Here is a 16,582-nt window from a genome sequence, read left to right as displayed (position 1 = left end):
GCAAGTGACAGACGTCTTCACGCGACTGGAGTCCTTCGGCGAACGTTTCCGGCTCGAACAGGGGCTCGCGCCAGGAGAGGACTGGATCGCCTGTGACCGGCTGCTGGATCCGCGGTCGGCGGAGCTGGGCCGGATTCTCGAAGCCGAGCGCCGGGCGAGCGGCCAGGTTTCCGATCACGCGACCGCGCTCACGGTCATGGCGGTGTACGCCGGCACCGTGACGGCGGCCGCGGTGCTGGCCTGGGCCGTCGAGGGCGTGGTGATCGACATGCGTCCCGGGAACGTCGCCATCCGGCTGTCTCCCCACCACGGCTTCGAGGCAGTCGGGCTGCGCGAGCCCCGGGTCGCGGAAGCCCCCGTGACCACCCTGGTGGAATGGGTCCTGGACGACCATCTTCTGCCGCTCGCGCAGGCCATGCGGGTTCGTACCCGAGCCGGACTCCGGCAGCTTCATGGCGGCGTGGCGCATGGCTGCGCGGCGGCCTTCTGCATCGCCAGCAGACGCGGCGGGAACGTCGATCAGCTGGAGAGCGCCTACAAGACCTTCTCGGCCGCGTCCACCATCGACCTCGACCGCCTGGGCAAGGTCGTCCGGCTGACGGCAGACGACCGGAAGGGACTGTTCTATCTGCGCGACACGTGCTGCCTGTACTACACCTCCATGGAGGAGACGAAGTGCTCCAGCTGCTGCCTGGACAGCGTGGACCAGCGCATCGCCAACTATCGGCGGGTTCTGGTCGAGGGCGTCGTCCCGCACTAGGGAAGCGAGGGCCTGGTCAGTCCTCGCCTACCACGGTCAGGTCGTCGTCCAGCGCCGCGGCGATCGCGGCGGCGCGGGAATGATCATCCAGTCGTCGCGTCAGGTAGGCACAGCCGTGCCCGTGCTTGAGCGACCACCAAGCGGCCGAACCGCCGATCCCGCCCTTGGCGATCTTGCCGCGGTCTCGTACGAACCCCAACGTCCAGGTGATCCTGGTGCCGAAGACCTCATCGAAGTCGGTGACCTGGGAAGCCAGGAGGTCGGCGTGCAACCGCGGCCCGAGCAGCGCGCATACGGGGCCGTCCGCGCTGGTCAGCTCGGCGAAGAACTTGGCCATGGCGGTCGCGGTGGTGTGCAGGTTGACAGCGCCGAACACCGCCTGCCGCCACGATCGTGAGTTCGCCCGCTCGACGTCCAGGGTCCCGTCGGGGATCTGCAGCCACGGCGCCGCGTGCAACTGGCTGGGCCATTCCGGGTCGGCGTACTCCAGGTCGGCGACGCGCTCCAGCGCGTCATCCGGCACCCCGAACCAGGCGTCCAGCCCCAACGCGGGCCGCACCCTCTCGTTGAACACCTCCCCTAGCGTGGTCCCGGCGCCGGCGCGCAGGATGCCGTCCACGAGATGTCCGTAGGTCAGCGCATGCTCTCCGAGCGACGTCCCGGGGACGTACTCCGGCGCCGCCCTCGCCAGGCTTTCCCGCAGCCCCGCGTCGTCCAGCAGGTCCAGGCCTGCGGCTTCGGCCGGGAACCGAGGCTGCCCCGACCGGTGCGTGAGCACCTGACGCAACGTGGTGCGCTCCTTACCGCTGACCCCGTACTCCGGCCAATACCGGGATACCGGCTCGTCCAGGACCAGCGCGCCATCACGCACCGCCACCAGAGCGGCGAGCGTCACGAACGACTTCGACAGGGAGTACGGCTGCACCAGGGTGTCGGCGCGCCATGGACGGCCCTGAACAGCGTCGGCCCAGCCCCCGCTCAGCCGGACGACCTCGCGACCGTCCCGCCAGACCGACACTCCGGCTCCTGTCTCCCGGCCGTCGCGCACCAAGTCCTGGAAGACCTCGCGCACCCTGTCGTACCCGTCCGCAACGAATCCTGCGACCTGCACCGCTTCGCTCACCCCTGTCCGACTTCTCTCTCGAATATACCTATGGAGGGTATATGGAGAACATGAGCATCTGCGAAGTTCCTGGGGCAGGCCCTTGTTACGAGCGGACACCGAGAACAACTAGATAGAAGAAAGCCCCCTCCACGAGGGAGGGGGCTTTCCAACCGCGGCTGTTCAGCGGCGGCTGGGCGAGGCCAGAGTCAGCACGCCGGGTCGGCTCTCCAGACCACCGGATCACTCAACGGAAGTGTCGAAGCCCGCCGGGCCTACTTTGCGCTCCAGGATTCTGACGATCTTGCCGGACTCGTCGTTCTCGCCCGGGACGTAGAACGGCTTTCCGTCGCGGCCGAAAGTGATCGCCGACGGACCGCCCTCCCAGGTGCCCAGGACGTGGGAGGCCGAGTCGAAGGTCACGAACGGCTCCAGGCCCAGCGTGCGGGCATAGTCGACCGAGCCGAAGACGAGATGCTGAGCCAGCTCGATCGGCGCCTCCTGCCAGCCCGCGTAATCGCTGAAGAAGTACTCGCGGAACCTGCTGAGCTGCCGGTCGTCGATGACGTCCGGCCCGATCAGGTCCTTGACGCCCGTGCAGTAGACGTCGGCGAGGTAGCCGCAGACCGTCATCCGGTCCCACTTGTGCCGCCTGGCCACCAGCACGCACACCTTGCCGTCCAGCCCGTCGGCATCCGGCTTCTCGTCGATCCAGCCTCGGGCGGGGTCGACGGTGAGGCCGTTGCTCCAGCCGACGTTGATCCAGCAGCCGGCCACCTCGGGCTCCCCCGTCGCCGCCGCGCTGCCCTCGGCCGCCACGGCCCGGACGAGCGGGGCCACCACCGACGGCGACACCCCCAGCGTGCGGGCGATCTCCTTGGGAGACCGGCCTTCGGCTCGCAGCTCGCGTACCCGGTCCTTCAGTTCTGCGCTGTCCACGGAGGAAGCCTAGCGACCTCCGGTGCCCCGGACGTCCGCGCAACGGCAAAGCGGAGGTGGCAGGCTGATCTCCAAGTGCCATCGGGGATCGACATCTCGGTCGGCTGACGCCGGCCAAGGAGAGGAAGCCCATGCTGCCCTGGTCCGACGAGCTGGCCGGCCGCCTTGACCACAACGTCATCGACAGCGTGCTGCTGCGCGGCAACCCCCTTGGGGATCCGCATGAGCGGCCTCTGTACGTGTACGTCCCCCCGGGGTACGACGACCAGCCCGACCGGCGTTACCCGGCCATCTACGTGCTGCAGGGCTACACCGGACACGTCGCCATGTGGTTCAACCGGACGCCGTTCCGCCGTACGTACCCGGAACTGGCCGACGGCGTGTTCTCGGCCGGTGACGTGCCGCCCGCGATCGTCGTCTACGTCGACGCGTGGACCTCGCTGGGCGGCAGCCAGTATCTCGACTCGCCCGCGACCGGCCGCTACCACTCCTACCTGTGCGACGAGGTCGTGCCGTGGGTGGACGCCCACTACCGTACGCTGGCCGGCCGCGACCACCGCGCGGTCACCGGCAAGTCCAGCGGGGGCGGCGGGGCGATGGTCACCGCCATGCTGCGGCCGGACGTGTTCGGGGCGCTCGCCACCCATGCGGGCGACTCGCTGTTCGAGGTCAGTTTCCGGTCCGCGCTGCCGGTCGTCGCGCGGCGGCTACGCGACATGTACGGCGGTTCGTACGACAAGTTCCTGTCCGACTTCCGGAGCAGGATCGCCGGGACCAGGGAAGGCGACCTCGAACTGCTGGAGATGTACGCCTACGCGGCGGCGTACTCGGCCGATGAGGACGGCACGGTCCGCCTGCCGTTCGACGACACGGGCGCCGTCATACCCGAGGTGTGGGAGCGTTGGCTGGCCCGCGACCCGGTGCTCATGGCGGCGCGGCCCGAGTACGCCGAGGCGCTGCGGTCGATGCGGGCGATCTGGGTGGATGCCGGCAACAGGGACGAGTACTTCCTGGACTTCGGGGCCACGGCGTTCCGGCGGGCGCTGGAGGTGGCGGGGGTGCCCGATGAGCGGATCTACTTCGAGCTCTTCGACGCCGGGCACGGCGCCATCGAGTATCGCTACCCGCTCGCCCTGGCCTGGCTGAGCCGCCGCCTCTCGCCCTGAGGCCCCACTTCTCGCCCTGAGGTCGGCGACAGCGTCAGAGGGCGGACGGGGTCCCGTTAGGCTGGCGGGCGTGTCTCGACTGACGGCCTCTTTCCGGCTGATGGCGATGACGACGCCGTGGAGTCGGCGGACCGATGTCGTGCTGGCGGGGACGCTGGCCGGGTTGTCGTTCGTGCCCGGGATCGCTCATCAGGGCGTCGATCTGGCGGACCTGCCGGACCTGCCGCTGGACGCGGTGGGAGTGCTGCTGATCCTGGCGCAGAGCCTGCCGTTGGCCATGCGGCGGCGGTGGCCCGTCTGGTGTCTGGCGGTGGTCGGCGGGGCGTTCATAGCGTTTCAGCTGCTGCGCTATCCCACGGCGTTCGCGGCGCTCGGGCTGATCGTCGCGTTGTACAGCGTGGGCGCCCACCTGCGGCGTCGGTCGCTCGCGGTGGCCGTGGTCGCGGTGGTGGCGTACGTGGGGCTCGCTGTCGCCCTGCACGAGCTGGGGTCGCCGGAACGTCCGCTGGACTACACGACCTTCCTGCTGTTCCTGGTGGCGTGCTGGGCCACGGGTGTCGTCGTACGGGAGCGGAGCGCCGCCGAGGCGGAGCGGGTACGGCTGGCCGAGGCGGCGGTCGTCGCGGCGGAGCGCGCCCGGATCGCGCGGGAGCTGCACGACGTGGTCACCCACCACGTGACGGCGATGGTGGTCCAGGCCGACGCGGCGCGGTTCCTGGCCGGGCAGCCCGAGCGGGTCACGACCGGCCTGGAGGCGATCAGCGAGACCGGCCGCCATGCGCTGACCGACCTGCGCTACCTGCTCGGCGCCCTGGACGGTACGCCGGACGCGGACGGAGAAGGCCGCGAGCCGTCGGTGAGCCGGCTGCCCGATCTGGTGGCGCGGACCCGGGGCGCCGGGCAGCCGGTGGAACTGGTCGAGGACGGAAAGCCGGGCGCCATGGAGAAGGCCGCGGAGGTGGCCGCCTACCGGGTCGTCCAGGAGGCGCTCACCAACGCGGTGAAGCACGCCGCGGGCGAGCGCACGCTTGTCCATGTACGCCATGGCGAGAAGTGGATGGACGTGGAGATCACCACGGACGGACCCAGCCGCCCCGGACTGGGCCGTGGTGGCGGGCGGGGGCTGGTCGGGTTACGGGAGCGCGTCAGTGTGGTCGGTGGTGAGCTGAGCGCCGGGGTACGGTCCGGCGGCGGATTCACGGTTCGGGCCCGGATCCCGATGGGCCTGCGCTGAGCGCGATCCGGGCGCTGGGCTTGACAGCCGCACAGGCCTTACGGGCTCAGGTCGGCCGCGTCCTCGAGTTTCAGCCTGCCGCCCTGCTCGTACGCGATGCCGAACGCCGCCTCCCCCAACGCTTCCACGACCACCTCGGTGACCCGCGTGACCTCAGCCGCCTCCGACGGCGCGGCAGGCGTCTGGTTGTGCTCGCGGACGCCCGCCGCCAGCCCCAGCAACCGGGCGGCCCGTTCATGGGCGCCTCCGGCGGCCACGGCGGAGGCCAGGCCCTCCACGGCCCACGTCGCCGAGCGCGGGTCGCCGATGCGCTGCGCCGCCGTGAGCGCCTCCAGGTGCAGGTCCCTGGCGGTCGCGACGTCGCCCCGCCGCTCGATGAGGAAGCCGAGCTCGACGAGAGTGTCCGGCAGGTGCAGGGCGGGCTCGACGCCGGGACCCCTGGCGATCCCTTCGAGCAGATGGTTCAGGCGCTGCTCCGCCAGGTCGAGGTGGCCGGCCCGGCGCTCGGCATAGGCGAGCCCCATCTCGGCCATGATCGTGGTCTCTCGATGGCCCTGTCCGGAGGCGATGTGCAGGGCCCGCCCGCACAGCTCCATGGCCCGCTCGAAGTCGCCCGCCCCCAGCTCCATCCAGCCCAGCCACGCGGTGCGCCCGGCCACCTCCGGCCAGAGCCCGAGGTCCTCCGCCATCCGCAGCCCGTCGGCGAACAGCCGCCTGGCCCGCTCCGCGTCGCCCCCCATCTCGGCCAGCCCGCCGAGCCACTCCGTGGCCTGGAGCACTCCCCACCGGTCGCCGAGCTGCCGGAACAGCCGCGCGCTCTCCTCACCGTCGCGTTCGAGGGCCACGAAGTCCCGTCGCGTGAAGGCGTCCCGCGCCCGGCAGCTCAGGGCCGCGGCGATCCCCCACTCATCGCCCATGGTCCGGAACGTCGCCAGCGCGCTCGTCACCAATTCCTGCCCGGTCACCATGTCGAGCGCCGACGAGCCGATGAACCACTCGGCCCTGGCCCGTACGCCCGGATCCGCCACCTGATCCACGGCGGACCGCCAGTCGACGTCCTCCCCCAGCATGACGGCGAACCCGGCCCGCCACGCCCCCGCCCTGGCCCGAGCCTCCGAAACAGCACCGTCGTCCGCGATGGCCTGGGCCGACTCCAGGGACCGGCGCCCCTCGGCCAACCGGCCGCGCAGCACCCAGTACCAGGCCAGCGCGTTCACCAGCGTCAGCGCACCGGCCGCGTCCCCCGCCGCCGCGGCCGCGTCGAGCGCCGCCCGCATGTTCGTGGCCTCCGCGTCCAGCCGCAGCAGCCACTCCCGCTGGGCGTGCCCGTAGAGAAACGGCTCAGCCTGTACGGCCAGCGCCGTGTAATAGGCCGAGTGCGCCTGTCGTACCCGATCCAGCTCACCCGCCTCCGACAACCGCTCCAGGCAGTACTCGGCCACCGACTCCAGCAGCCGATACCGCATGCCCCCCGTACCGTCGGCCACGACCACCAGCGAGCGGTCGACCAGCCGCGCGAGCAGGTCGAGCACGTCGAGCCCGTCCTCCGCGCAGGTCTCCTCCGCGGCCTCCAACGTGCAGCCGTCGGCGTGGACGGCCAGGCGGCGCAGGACGGCGCGTTCTGGCTCGGTGAGCAGCTGCCAGCTCCAGTCGATCACCGCCATCAGCGTCTGCTGACGCGGCGGCGCGCCGCGCTGCCCGGAGGCGAGCAGCCGGAACCGGTCGTCGAGCCTGGCCACCACCCCGTGCACGCCGAGCGCGCGTACCCGCGTCGCGGCCAGCTCCAGAGCCAGCGGGATGCCGTCGAGCCGCCGGCAGAGCTGCGCGACCGCCCCGGCGTTCCCCTCGTCGAGGGTGAAGCCGCGTGCGGAGGCGGCGGCCCGCGCCACGAACAGCTGGGCCGCCTCGGACCGCGCCACCTCATCGGGGTCGGCGCCGGCCGGTACGTCCAGCGGCGGCACGCTCCACAGCACCTCACCGGCCACCGCAAGCGGTTCCCGGCTGGTGGCCAGCACGCGCAGCCCGGGGGCGGCCCGCAGCAACCGGCCGGTCAGCTCGGCGACCCGCTCGATCACGTGCTCGCAGTTGTCGAGGACGAGCAGGAGCCGCCGGGAGCGCAGCGCGTCGGCCAGCCGGTCGACCAGGGGCGTCCCGTCGGACTCTTCCCGGATGTCGAGCGCCGCCGCGACGGTCTCCGCCACCGCCCGGATGTCGAGCTCCGCCGCCTCCGCCCGCCCGTCGGGGTCCGGTGAGCGCGTCCCCCGGTCGAGGGGGGCCAGCTCGACCAGCCACGCGCCGTCCGCATACGCGTCGGCGAGCCGGGTGGCGGTCTCCAGGGCCAGCCGGGTCTTGCCGACGCCGCCGCTGCCGGTCAGGGTGACGAGCCGGTTGCTCTCCAGCAGGGTACGGACCTCGGCCAGCGCGCCGTCCCGGCCGATCAGGTCGCTGAGCGAGGCGGGCAGGTTCGTGACGGGCCGGTCGGCCGGGCTGCTCAGCGCCGGGTCCTGGCCGAGTATGGCCTGGTGCAGCGCGGCCAGCTCGGGCCCGGGATCGAGGCCGAGCTCCTCGGCCAGCCGTTCGCGCAGGTCGGCGTAGCTGGCCAGCGCCTCGCTCTGCCGTCCCGCGCGGTACAGGGCCCGCATGTGTACGGCCCGCAGCCGCTCCCTCAGCGGATTGCGGGCCACCAGGTCACCGAGCTCACCCACGAGCAGGCCGTGCTCGCCCAGCTCCAGCCGCGCCTCGGCCTGCTGTTCCAGGGCGGACAGCCGCTGCTCCTCCAGCCGGAGGATCGCGGACCTGGTGTACTCCTCGTCGGCGAAGTCGGCGAACGCCGGGCCGCGCCACAGCGCCAGCGCGTCGGACAGCAGCTCCGCCCTGGTCCGCGGGCTCTCGGCCGTCTCGGCGCGGGCCAGCAGGTCGGCGAACCGCGCGGCGTCGACCGTACCCTCGGCGGCCTTGAGCAGGTAGCCGGGCGCGCGCGAGATGATCAGGTTCTTCCCGCCGGGCTCGGCCTCCTCCAGCGCGCGCCGCAGCTGCGAGACCCGCACCTGGAGCGCGCCCGCGGACTTGGCCGGCGGTTCGCCCGCCCACAGGTCGTCCACGAGCCGGTCGGTCGACACCGGCCGGCCCTCGTCCACCAGCAGGTCGGCGAGTAGCGCGCGGACCTTCAGCCCGGGGATCGTGACGGGCTCCCCCTGGTCGGTCCATACGGCCAGCGGCCCGAGCACCCCAAAGCGCATAAGGGCCACCTTAAGCGGACGAGAAGTGGATCTGAAGGCCGCTCCAGCACCGTGAAGGCATGGGAAACACGATGAACGACCTCGCCGGACGACGGGAATGGCTCGGGCTGGGCGTCCTGGCCTCGGTGGCCCTGCTTCTCTCCCTTGACGGGAGCGTCCTCTACCTGGCGCTGCCGCGGCTGAGCGCCGGTCTGGGCGCGAGCGCGCCGCAGCAGCTGTGGATCCTGGACATCTATTCGTTCATGCTGGCCGGGTTCCTGGTCACGATGGGAACACTGGGCGACAGGATCGGCCGCCGCCGGCTCCTGATGATCGGCGCCGCCTGCTTCGGCGCCGCGTCCGTGCTGGCCGCCTTCTCGGTCAGCGCCGAGATGCTCATCGCCACCCGGGCTCTGCTGGGCGTCGCGGGGGCCACCTTGATGCCGTCGTCGATGGCGTTGCTGCGCAACATGTTCCGGGATCCGAAGCAGATGGGTGCCGCGATCGGGATCTGGTTCAGCTGCTTCATGGTCGGCATGGCGCTCGGTCCCCTGGTGGGCGGTCTGCTGCTGGAGCACTTCTGGTGGGGCTCGGCGTTCCTGCTCGGCGTGCCGTTCATGGTGCTGCTGCTGGCCACCGGGCGGGCGCTGCTGCCCGAGTATCGCGACCCGGCCGCCGGGCGGCTCGACCCGGCCAGCGTCGCGCTGTCGCTGACCGCCATCCTGCCGTTCATCTACGGGCTCAAGGACGCCGCCAGGAACGGCGTCAACCCCGTGGCCGTCGCCGCGGTCGTGATCGGTGTGGGTGTCGGCGTGGTGTTCGTCCGCCGCCAGCGCCGTCTGGCCAGCCCGCTGCTCGACCTGCGCCTGTTCGGCAACCGCGCGTTCGCCGCCACCCTCGGGATCATGCTGCTCGGCGGCGTGGTCATGGCGGGCACCACGCTGATGTCCACGACGTACCTGCAGACGGTCGCCGGGCTGTCGCCCCTGAGCGCCGGGCTGTGGCTGGTGCCGCAGAACATCGTGATGATCGCCGCGCTGACGCTCGCCCCGGTCCTCGCCCGCCGGTTCGGGACGGCGTACGCGATGGCGGGTGGGCTGGTGGTCGGCGCTGTGGGGCTGTTCGTGCACACCCAGGTGCCCAGCGTCGGCGGTACGTGGCTGGTCGTGGTCGGCCTGATCCTCGCCTCCGCCGGGATCGCGGTGCCGATGGGCGCGGGCAACGGCCTGATCATGACGGCCGCCCCGGTGGAGAAGGCCGGATCGGCGGCGGCGCTCGGCGAGACCTCCGGCGAGTTCGGGGTGGCCGTGGGCGTGGCCGTGCTGGGCAGCCTCGGTACCGCCGTCTATCGCAACCAGCTGCCGGACACGCTGCCGGTGGAGGGTGCCCGCGAGAGCATCACCGCGGCGGTGACGGTCGCCAAGGATCTGCCCGGCGTACTGGAGGTCGCCAGGGACGCCTTCACCACCGGGCTCAACGCGGTGGCGGCGGTCGGCGTGGTGGTCTTCCTCGTCCTCGCCGCCGTCACGATCGCCGTGCTCCGCCACCACGACCGCGCCGCGCAGGCGGACAACTCGGAGGCACTCGCCGCCGCATGACGCCCTCAGCCCAGCTCGGCCGCCTTGCGCAGCAGCACTGAGCGTTCGCGCTGGTTGGCGCACAGCCGGGCGGCCAGCTCCAGCTCGGCGCGCGCTTCCGGTCGCCGTCCGAGCCGGGCCAGCAGCTCGCCGCGTACGGTCGGGACCAGATGCGAACCGGGAAGCCGGTCCGAGGCGATCAGCTCGTCCACGATGGCCAGGGCTTGCGCCGGGCCCGAGGCCATGGCCACGGCGACGGCCCGGTTGAGTTCGACCACCGGCGAGGGCGCGACCCGGCCGAGTGCCTCGTAGAGCACCACGATCCGGTCCCAGTCGGTCGCCTCGACCGAGGGCGCCGACGCGTGGGTGGCGGCGATCGCGGCCTGCAGGCCGTAGGGGCCGAGGCCGCGCGTCGATGCCTTGGCCAGCGCGGCCAGCCCACGGCGGATCGCCGAGAAGTCCCACAGCCGCCGATCCTGATCCTCCAGCAGGATCGGTGAACCGTCCGGCCCGGTCCGGGCCGGGAAACGCGCGGCCGTCAGCTCGCACAACGCCAGCAGGCCATGCACCTCCGGTTCGTCCGGCTGCAGCGCGGCCAGCGTGCGGGCCAGCCGAATCGCCTCGTAGGCGACCTCGGGGCGCAGCAGCCGGTCCCCCGACGTGGCCGTCGACCCCTCGGTGAAGATCACGTAGAGGACGCTGAGCACGCCGCCCAGCCGTTCCCGGCGCTCGGCGGCCGGCGGCAGCTCGAACGGCACCCCGGCCGCCGCGATCGTCTTCTTGCCCCGGGTGATGCGGGCCTGCACGGTCGGCACGGGTACGAGGAACGCGCGGGCGATCTCCTCGCTGGACAGGCCGCCGACCACACGCAGGGTCAGCGCCACCCGAGCCTCCGGGGAGAGCACCGGGTGACAGCTGACGAACATCAACGCCAGCACGTCGTCATCGATCTTGTCGGGATCGATGTCTTCGTCAACCGCCGAGTCGGCCGCCAGGTCGGCCGCCAGCAGGGCGTATCGGTCCTGCAGGGCGGTCCGGCGGCGGATCGCGTCGATCGCCCGCCGCCGGGCCGTGGCCATCAGCCAGCCGGCCGGATTCGCCGGAGAGGCGAGCGGCCACGACACCAGCGCCTCGGCCACCGCCTCCTGGGCCGCGTCCTCTGCCAGCCCGAAATCGCCGGTGAACCGGGTCAGCGCGGCGACGATCCGCGCCGACTCGATCCGCCAGACGGCCTCGACATCAGCCGCACCCATCAGATCTGGCCGTTGCTCTCGCGCCCGGCCCAGTCCTTGACGATCACCGGTCGACCTGCGGGACCTCGTCGCTCCCGGCCACCCGCCGGACCTCGATCTTGGACCCGGGGGCCGCCGGGACCCGCTTGGCCCACTCGATCGCCTCCTCTTTCGAGGCGACATCGAGCAGGAAGTAGCCCCCGAACAGTTCCTTGGTCTCTCCGTAAGGCCCGTCCGTGACCACCGGGGCCTGGCCGCTGAAGTCGACCACGACGCCCCGGGCCGGATCATCCAGCCCTTCCGCCGCGAGGAGAACGCCGGCCTTGACCATCTCCTCGATGAACTGGCGGGTCGTGGCCATCATCTCGTCGATGTCGGCCATCATGGCCGCGTTCGACTCATCGGTGCCCCGCATGATCAGCATGTACTTCGACATCGCGTTCTCCTCATCCGGCGGGGCCGCCTCTCGGCCCTCACACCCACATGTCGAACGAGCTGCCCGCGGATCGACACGGCCCCGGAGAAATCTCTCGCCGCGACGCGGCCGATCCCGCCAACCCGCGTTTCGCCCGTCAGATCGGCCCCTGAGCGGTGGCTGACGCGCGGACGCCATGCTGATCAGAAAGCTTGCCATGCTGATCAGAAAGCTTAACGTCGCAGCTCTGGAAGGCGACAAATCCCGCCCCCTCCACACCGCCGAAAGGCGGCACGTGGTGTTTCCGTCAGGCGGGCCAGCCCAGGTCGATACCCGCCAGGTCCGTGCGCGAGGAGACGCCCAGCTTCGGGTACGCCTTGTACAGGTGGAACCCCACCGTCCGCGGGCTCAGGAAGAGCTGGGCGGCGATCTGCCGGTTCGTGGCGCCCGTCGCGGCGAGCCGGACGACCTGCAGTTCCTGCGGGGTCAGCGTGTCGAGTGGTCTGGCCTGGCCGCCGGGCTCCGGCAGGTCTGCGCGGGCGCCGGTGGCGGCCAGCTCCGTACGGGCGCGTTCGGCCCAAGGGTTCGCGCCCAGCGCGGCGAACCGGTCCATCGCGGCACGCAGCCGCACGCCGGCATCGGACCGCCGGCGGCCCCGCCGCAGCCACTCGCCGTACAGCAACTCGGTCCTGGCCCGCTCGAACGGCCGCCCACCCTGGGTGTGCCGCTGGAGCGCCTCGGCGTAGTGCGCCTCGGCCTCGCCGGGTGGGGCGAGCAGGGCCCGGCAGCGGTACGCGACGGCGGCGGCCCACGGCTGGGCACTGGCCGCCGCCCAGGCGTCGAACCGGGCGAACGCCTCGGTGGCCAGTGACGGCTCACCCAGGCGGGCGCAGGCCTCGACGTAGTCGGCTATGGCGAAGGTGACGATCACGGTGTGGCCGAGCGGTCCGCCGAGGACCCGCGCCATCCGCTCGGCCACCGCTTCGTGCCGAGCGCGTACGAGGTCGAGCAGGGTCAGCGCGCAGCCGCCCCAGCCGGATCCGTTGCGCTCCTGGGCGGCGCCCTCGGCTTGCTGAGCGAGCCGTACGCACCTCTCGTCATCGCCTTCTATGGCGGCGAGGCGGGCCAGGATGCCGTGCAGGTGGCGCAGCCGCCCGGCCTGCCCGGTGTCATGCGCGATCTGCCACGCCTCGGCACCTGAGGCCGCTGCCTCCGCGTGCCGGCCGTGGAGGATCTGGGCCTGGGTGAGCAGTTGGAGAGCGTGCGGCAGAGCGCCGATCAGGCCCTGTTCGCGGCAGGTGTCCACCTGCGCGGCCGCCATCTCGCAGGCGGCGGCGTCATCGCCGGTCATCAGGGCGCTGAACACGGCGTACGTCCCGATGACCCGGCCGGCGGCGGGCGTGGGGAGGTTCGCGTGCGGCGACGGGACGGCGGTGCTTGTGGGGAGATTCGCGTGCGGTGCCGGGATTGCGGCGCTCGTAGGGAGGGTCGCGGTGCTTGTGGGGAGGGCCGCGCGTAGCGGGACGATGGCGGCGCGCAGGAGTGGGAGTCCGGCGGCCGGGTCTCCCGCGGCCACCCGCTCCATGCCGCGTACCGCTCCGACAACCGTCGCGAGGGAGTCGTCGATCCCCGGGCCGAGAGCGGCCAGGAGGTCCGTGATCTGCCCGAGCGCGGCACGGTCGCCCGCGAACCAGGCCTCACCGGCGGCGGTGGCGAGGAGGGTGGCCGCGTCGTCCGGCGCGTTCCCGGCGATGCCCGCCGCGGCTTCGATCAGGGTGTGCGCGGCCGGCGTCGGGCCGCCGTGTTCGGCGTCGACCGCGGCCCGTACGGCGGCCAGCCGGGCCAGCACCGCGGGATCCCCGGTCAGGCGTCGTCCCCGGTCGGCGGCGGCGCCCGCGCGGGCCAGCTGCCCGGTGCCGATCGCCGCCTCGGCGGCCGCGGCCAGCCACTGAGCCCGCAGCCGCCGGTCGACGGTCAGCTGCGCGGCCCGCTCGTACGCGGTGGCGGCCGAGGCGTGGCTGCCGCGTTGCCGGGCGCGGTCCCCCGTCGCGGCCAGTACGGCCGACGTCTCCTCGTCCGGCCCGACCGCGGCGGCGGACAGATGCCAGGCGCGGCGGTCGGCCTGCTCGTCACCGTCGAGGACCCGCGCCAGCGCGTGATGGGCGGCCACCCGATGGGCGAGCGGCGCCTCGCGATACGCGGCGGTCTTGACCAGCGGGTGGCGGAACCACAGCCGATCCTCCGAGACCCGCACCAGCTGGCGGCGCTCGGCCGGTTCCAGATCGGCCAACCCGGCCCCAAAGCCCGCCGCCTCGAAGCTCTGTGCCGCTCGCAGGACGAGGTCCAGGTCGCCGGAGTCCTCGGCCGCGGCGATCAGGAGTAGCCGCTGGGTGCGTTCGGGGAGCAGCCGGATCGCGGCGCGCAGCGACTGTTCGAGGCGGCCGGCCAGGGAAAGCCGGGGTGGTTGCAGGGGCAGCGGGCTCAGCCGGCCGGCCCGCTGCTCGGGAGTGAGGGTCCCGGCGAACTCCAGCAGCGCCAAGGGATTCCCCTCGGCCTCCTCGATCACCCGATCCCGCGCCTCGGGCACCAGATCGGCCGCCACCTCGGCCAGCAGCGCCTCGCAGTCGGGCCGGGCGAGACCGGAGAGCCGCAGCTCGGGTACGCCGTCGACGGGCCGCTCCGTACCGTCGTCGCGAGCGGCCAGGATCATGGTGATCCGCTCGGCGCCCAGCCGGCGGGCCGCGAACACCAGCGCGTCCACCGAGGCACGGTCCAGCCACTGCACGTCGTCCACGAGGCACAGCAGGGGGCGTTCGCCGGCGAGGTCGGCGAGCAGGGTCAGCACCGCGAGGCCGACCAGGAACCGGTCCTGGGCCCCGCCCTCGCTCTGGCCGAAAGCGCCGCGCAAGGCGTCCCGCTGCGCCGCCGGAAGCTCCGCGATGAGCTGCCGGGCCGGCCCCAGCAGCATGTGCAGGGCGGCGAAGGGCAGCTCGGCCTCGGCCTCGACGCCGGTGACGCGGAGCACCAGCGGGTCCCCGCCGGCTGTCCGGGCGACCTCCGCGAGCAGCGCCGATTTGCCGATCCCGGCCTGGCCGTACACCACGATGGCGTTGCCCTGGCCGGCCCCGGACTCGGCGATCATCCCCCGCAGGAGGGCGATCTCCGCGTGTCGGCCGATCATGCTGCCCGACCCTACCTAACCGGTGACCGAATCCCGTGAGCCGCCCTCCCAGGTACCGGTCACCGTGACGGATTCGGCCGGGGCGGCGCGGCCCTTACGGTCCTGAGTTATGGAACATGTGAGCCTGCAGCCGGTGGGGACCGTCGTCGGCGGGCGTACCGAGGCGTTCGACGACGACTGGAACACCGAGGAGGCCGTGATCCGGCTCGACGGGAGCCGCTTCGCGCCGGACTCCCTGGCCGGTTTGGAGGCGTTCTCGCACCTGGAGGTGGTGTTCCAGTTCCACCTCGTGGACCCCGCTTCGGTGAACACCTCGGCCCGCCGTCCCAGGGGCAACCCGGACTGGCCGCTGGTGGGCATCTTCGCCCAGCGCGGCAAGAACCGCCCGAACCGGCTGGGCGTCTCCCGCTGCCGCCTGCTCGGCGTCGACGGCCTCGACGTACGCGTCCGCGGCCTGGACGCCATCGACGGCAGCCCGGTCCTCGATCTCAAGCCCTATATGGCGGAGTTCGGCCCGCAGGGCGAGGTCGTACAGCCGGCCTGGGCGACCGAACTGATGCGTCACTACTACTGAGGGGACTCCACAACATGAATGCCAAGCTTCCCGCCAGTACGGACGTCCTGATCGTCGGCGCGGGCCCGGCCGGGCTCTCCTTGGCCACGGCGCTGGCCGGGCAGGGGGTGGACGCCGTACTCGTGGACAAGGCGCCGGAAGGCGCGAACACGTCGCGAGCGGCGGTCGTGCACGCCCGCACCCTGGAGGTGCTGCGCGCGATAGACGTGAGCGACGAACTGGTGGCCGCCGGTGTCACCGTGCCCCGCTTCACCGTCCGCGACCGTGACCGGGTCCTGCTCACGGTGGGCTTCGACAAGCTGCCGACCGATTTCCCGTACACGCTGCTGGTCCCTCAGAACATCACCGAGCAGGTCCTGCTGAACCGGCTGCTCAGCCAGGGCGGCACGGTCCACCGCCCGTACGAGATCTCGATCGTCGAGCAGCAGCCCACCGGCGTCACCGCCAAGACCTCCGACGGCGGGCTGATCCACGCCTCGTACGTCGTCGGCGCCGACGGCATGCACAGCACGATCCGCGAGCAGAGCGGGATCTCCTTCACGGGCGACACCTACGCCCAGTCGTTCATCCTGGCCGACGTCCATCTCGACTGGACGGGACCCGCCGACGAGGTCGCGCTGTACTTCGCCCCGGAGGGGGTGACCGTGGTCGCCCCGCTGCCGGGCGGCCGCCACCGGATCGTCGCGACGGTCGACGAGGCTGCCGAGCACCCGACTGCCGCCGACATCCAGGCGCTGCTCGACGCCCGTGGTCCCCACGCTCACCGGTCCATGGTCACCGGCCTGGTCTGGAGCTCCCGTTTCCGGGTCCACCACCGGCTGGCCGACCACTACCGGGCGGGCCGGCTGTTCCTGGCCGGCGACGCCGCCCACGTCCACAGCCCGGCCGGCGGCCAGGGCATGAACACCGGTATCCAGGACGCGCTCAACCTGGCCGGGAAGCTCACCGCGGTGCTGCGCGACGGCGCTCCGGAGACGGTCCTGGACGAGTACGAAGCGGAGCGCCGCCCGGTCGCCGAGGAAGTGGTCGCCTTCACCCACAAGATGACGAAGATCGCGACCGTGGGCAACTCACCGCTGCGAGTCCTGCGCAACACGGCCCTGCGCGCCCTGGACTGGATCCCGGCGGTCCACCACACGATGGCGATGAACCTGTCCGAGCTGGCCGCGGCCGACAGGCACTGA

The 16,582-nt window shown here is 72.3% G+C and carries 11 protein-coding genes and 1 pseudogene; 6 read left to right on the top strand and 6 right to left on the bottom strand.

What is annotated here, in order from left to right; translation table 11 throughout:
* Nucleotides 1-4 precede the first annotated feature (4 nt).
* Nucleotides 5-760 (top strand): hypothetical protein, encoded by a 756-nt coding sequence (locus tag ACGFJ2_RS08760; RefSeq protein ID WP_393466236.1) that lies wholly within the window; start codon nt 5-7, stop codon nt 758-760.
* A gap of 16 nt (nt 761-776) precedes the next feature.
* Here the strand turns inward: ACGFJ2_RS08760 and ACGFJ2_RS08755 are convergent, their stop codons facing one another.
* A complete protein-coding gene (locus ACGFJ2_RS08755; RefSeq protein ID WP_357942264.1) occupies nt 777-1,883 on the bottom strand; it encodes a serine hydrolase domain-containing protein in 1,107 nt (368 codons plus the stop codon).
* Between the two features lie 222 nt (nt 1,884-2,105).
* Nucleotides 2,106-2,801 (bottom strand): helix-turn-helix domain-containing protein, encoded by a 696-nt coding sequence (locus ACGFJ2_RS08750; protein ID WP_357942262.1) that lies wholly within the window; start codon nt 2,799-2,801, stop codon nt 2,106-2,108.
* A 131-nt stretch (nt 2,802-2,932) separates the two neighbouring features.
* On the opposite strand from ACGFJ2_RS08750, the gene ACGFJ2_RS08745 reads away from it, so the two are divergent.
* Together ACGFJ2_RS08745 and ACGFJ2_RS08740 are read left to right on the top strand one after the other, a co-directional pair.
* Nucleotides 2,933-3,967, top strand: coding sequence for an alpha/beta hydrolase-fold protein (locus ACGFJ2_RS08745; protein ID WP_393466231.1), 1,035 nt, complete (start codon nt 2,933-2,935; stop codon nt 3,965-3,967).
* Between the two features lie 70 nt (nt 3,968-4,037).
* Nucleotides 4,038-5,201 (top strand): sensor histidine kinase, encoded by a 1,164-nt coding sequence (locus ACGFJ2_RS08740; RefSeq protein ID WP_393466228.1) that lies wholly within the window; start codon nt 4,038-4,040, stop codon nt 5,199-5,201.
* A gap of 38 nt (nt 5,202-5,239) precedes the next feature.
* On the opposite strand, the gene ACGFJ2_RS08735 is transcribed toward ACGFJ2_RS08740, so the two are convergent.
* Nucleotides 5,240-8,440, bottom strand: coding sequence for a BTAD domain-containing putative transcriptional regulator (locus ACGFJ2_RS08735; protein ID WP_393466225.1), 3,201 nt, complete (start codon nt 8,438-8,440; stop codon nt 5,240-5,242).
* Between the two features lie 59 nt (nt 8,441-8,499).
* On the opposite strand from ACGFJ2_RS08735, the gene ACGFJ2_RS08730 reads away from it, so the two are divergent.
* Nucleotides 8,500-10,017 carry an MFS transporter gene (locus ACGFJ2_RS08730; protein ID WP_393466222.1) on the top strand — a complete coding sequence of 506 codons (1,518 nt, stop codon included), beginning with the start codon at nt 8,500-8,502 and terminating at the stop codon, nt 10,015-10,017.
* 5 nt (nt 10,018-10,022) lie between these two features.
* Here the strand turns inward: ACGFJ2_RS08730 and ACGFJ2_RS08725 are convergent, their stop codons facing one another.
* From ACGFJ2_RS08725 to ACGFJ2_RS08715, 3 genes and pseudogenes are all read right to left on the bottom strand, one after another.
* Nucleotides 10,023-11,249, bottom strand: a complete 1,227-nt coding sequence (locus ACGFJ2_RS08725) for an RNA polymerase sigma factor (protein ID WP_393466219.1) — start codon at nt 11,247-11,249, stop codon at nt 10,023-10,025.
* A pseudogene (locus tag ACGFJ2_RS08720) lies at nt 11,249-11,664 on the bottom strand (YciI family protein). The gene ACGFJ2_RS08725 and the pseudogene ACGFJ2_RS08720 overlap by 1 nt, the downstream one beginning before the upstream one ends.
* A gap of 286 nt (nt 11,665-11,950) precedes the next feature.
* On the bottom strand, nt 11,951-14,824 hold the full coding sequence (locus ACGFJ2_RS08715; protein WP_393466216.1) for an AAA family ATPase: 2,874 nt from the start codon (nt 14,822-14,824) through the stop codon (nt 11,951-11,953).
* 109 nt (nt 14,825-14,933) lie between these two features.
* Here ACGFJ2_RS08715 and ACGFJ2_RS08710 point away from each other — a divergent pair, with 109 nt between their 5' ends.
* Nucleotides 14,934-15,398, top strand: a complete 465-nt coding sequence (locus ACGFJ2_RS08710; RefSeq protein WP_364012007.1) for an SAM-dependent methyltransferase — start codon at nt 14,934-14,936, stop codon at nt 15,396-15,398.
* A 14-nt stretch (nt 15,399-15,412) separates the two neighbouring features.
* Nucleotides 15,413-16,582, top strand: a complete 1,170-nt coding sequence (locus ACGFJ2_RS08705; RefSeq protein ID WP_393466212.1) for an FAD-dependent monooxygenase — start codon at nt 15,413-15,415, stop codon at nt 16,580-16,582.

The sequence above is a fragment of the Nonomuraea sp. NPDC049028 genome (assembly GCF_043197735.1).
Taxonomy (GTDB): domain Bacteria; phylum Actinomycetota; class Actinomycetes; order Streptosporangiales; family Streptosporangiaceae; genus Nonomuraea.
The sequence above is the reverse complement of the archived record's forward strand: the minus strand, read 5'-3'. Positions and strand labels throughout refer to the sequence as shown.

Bases quoted from the DNA above. Each gene is read 5' to 3' on its own strand.
- ACGFJ2_RS08745 (WP_393466231.1), top strand. From the start codon at position 2,933: ATGCTGCCCTGGTCCGACGAGCTGGCCGGCCGCCTTGACCACAACGTC.
- ACGFJ2_RS08725 (WP_393466219.1), bottom strand. From the start codon at position 11,249: ATGGGTGCGGCTGATGTCGAGGCCGTCTGGCGGATCGAGTCGGCGCGG.
- ACGFJ2_RS08710 (WP_364012007.1), top strand. From the start codon at position 14,934: ATGGAACATGTGAGCCTGCAGCCGGTGGGGACCGTCGTCGGCGGGCGT.
- ACGFJ2_RS08730 (WP_393466222.1), top strand. From the start codon at position 8,500: ATGGGAAACACGATGAACGACCTCGCCGGACGACGGGAATGGCTCGGG.
- ACGFJ2_RS08715 (WP_393466216.1), bottom strand. From the start codon at position 14,824: ATGATCGGCCGACACGCGGAGATCGCCCTCCTGCGGGGGATGATCGCC.
- ACGFJ2_RS08705 (WP_393466212.1), top strand. From the start codon at position 15,413: ATGAATGCCAAGCTTCCCGCCAGTACGGACGTCCTGATCGTCGGCGCG.
- ACGFJ2_RS08735 (WP_393466225.1), bottom strand. From the start codon at position 8,440: ATGCGCTTTGGGGTGCTCGGGCCGCTGGCCGTATGGACCGACCAGGGG.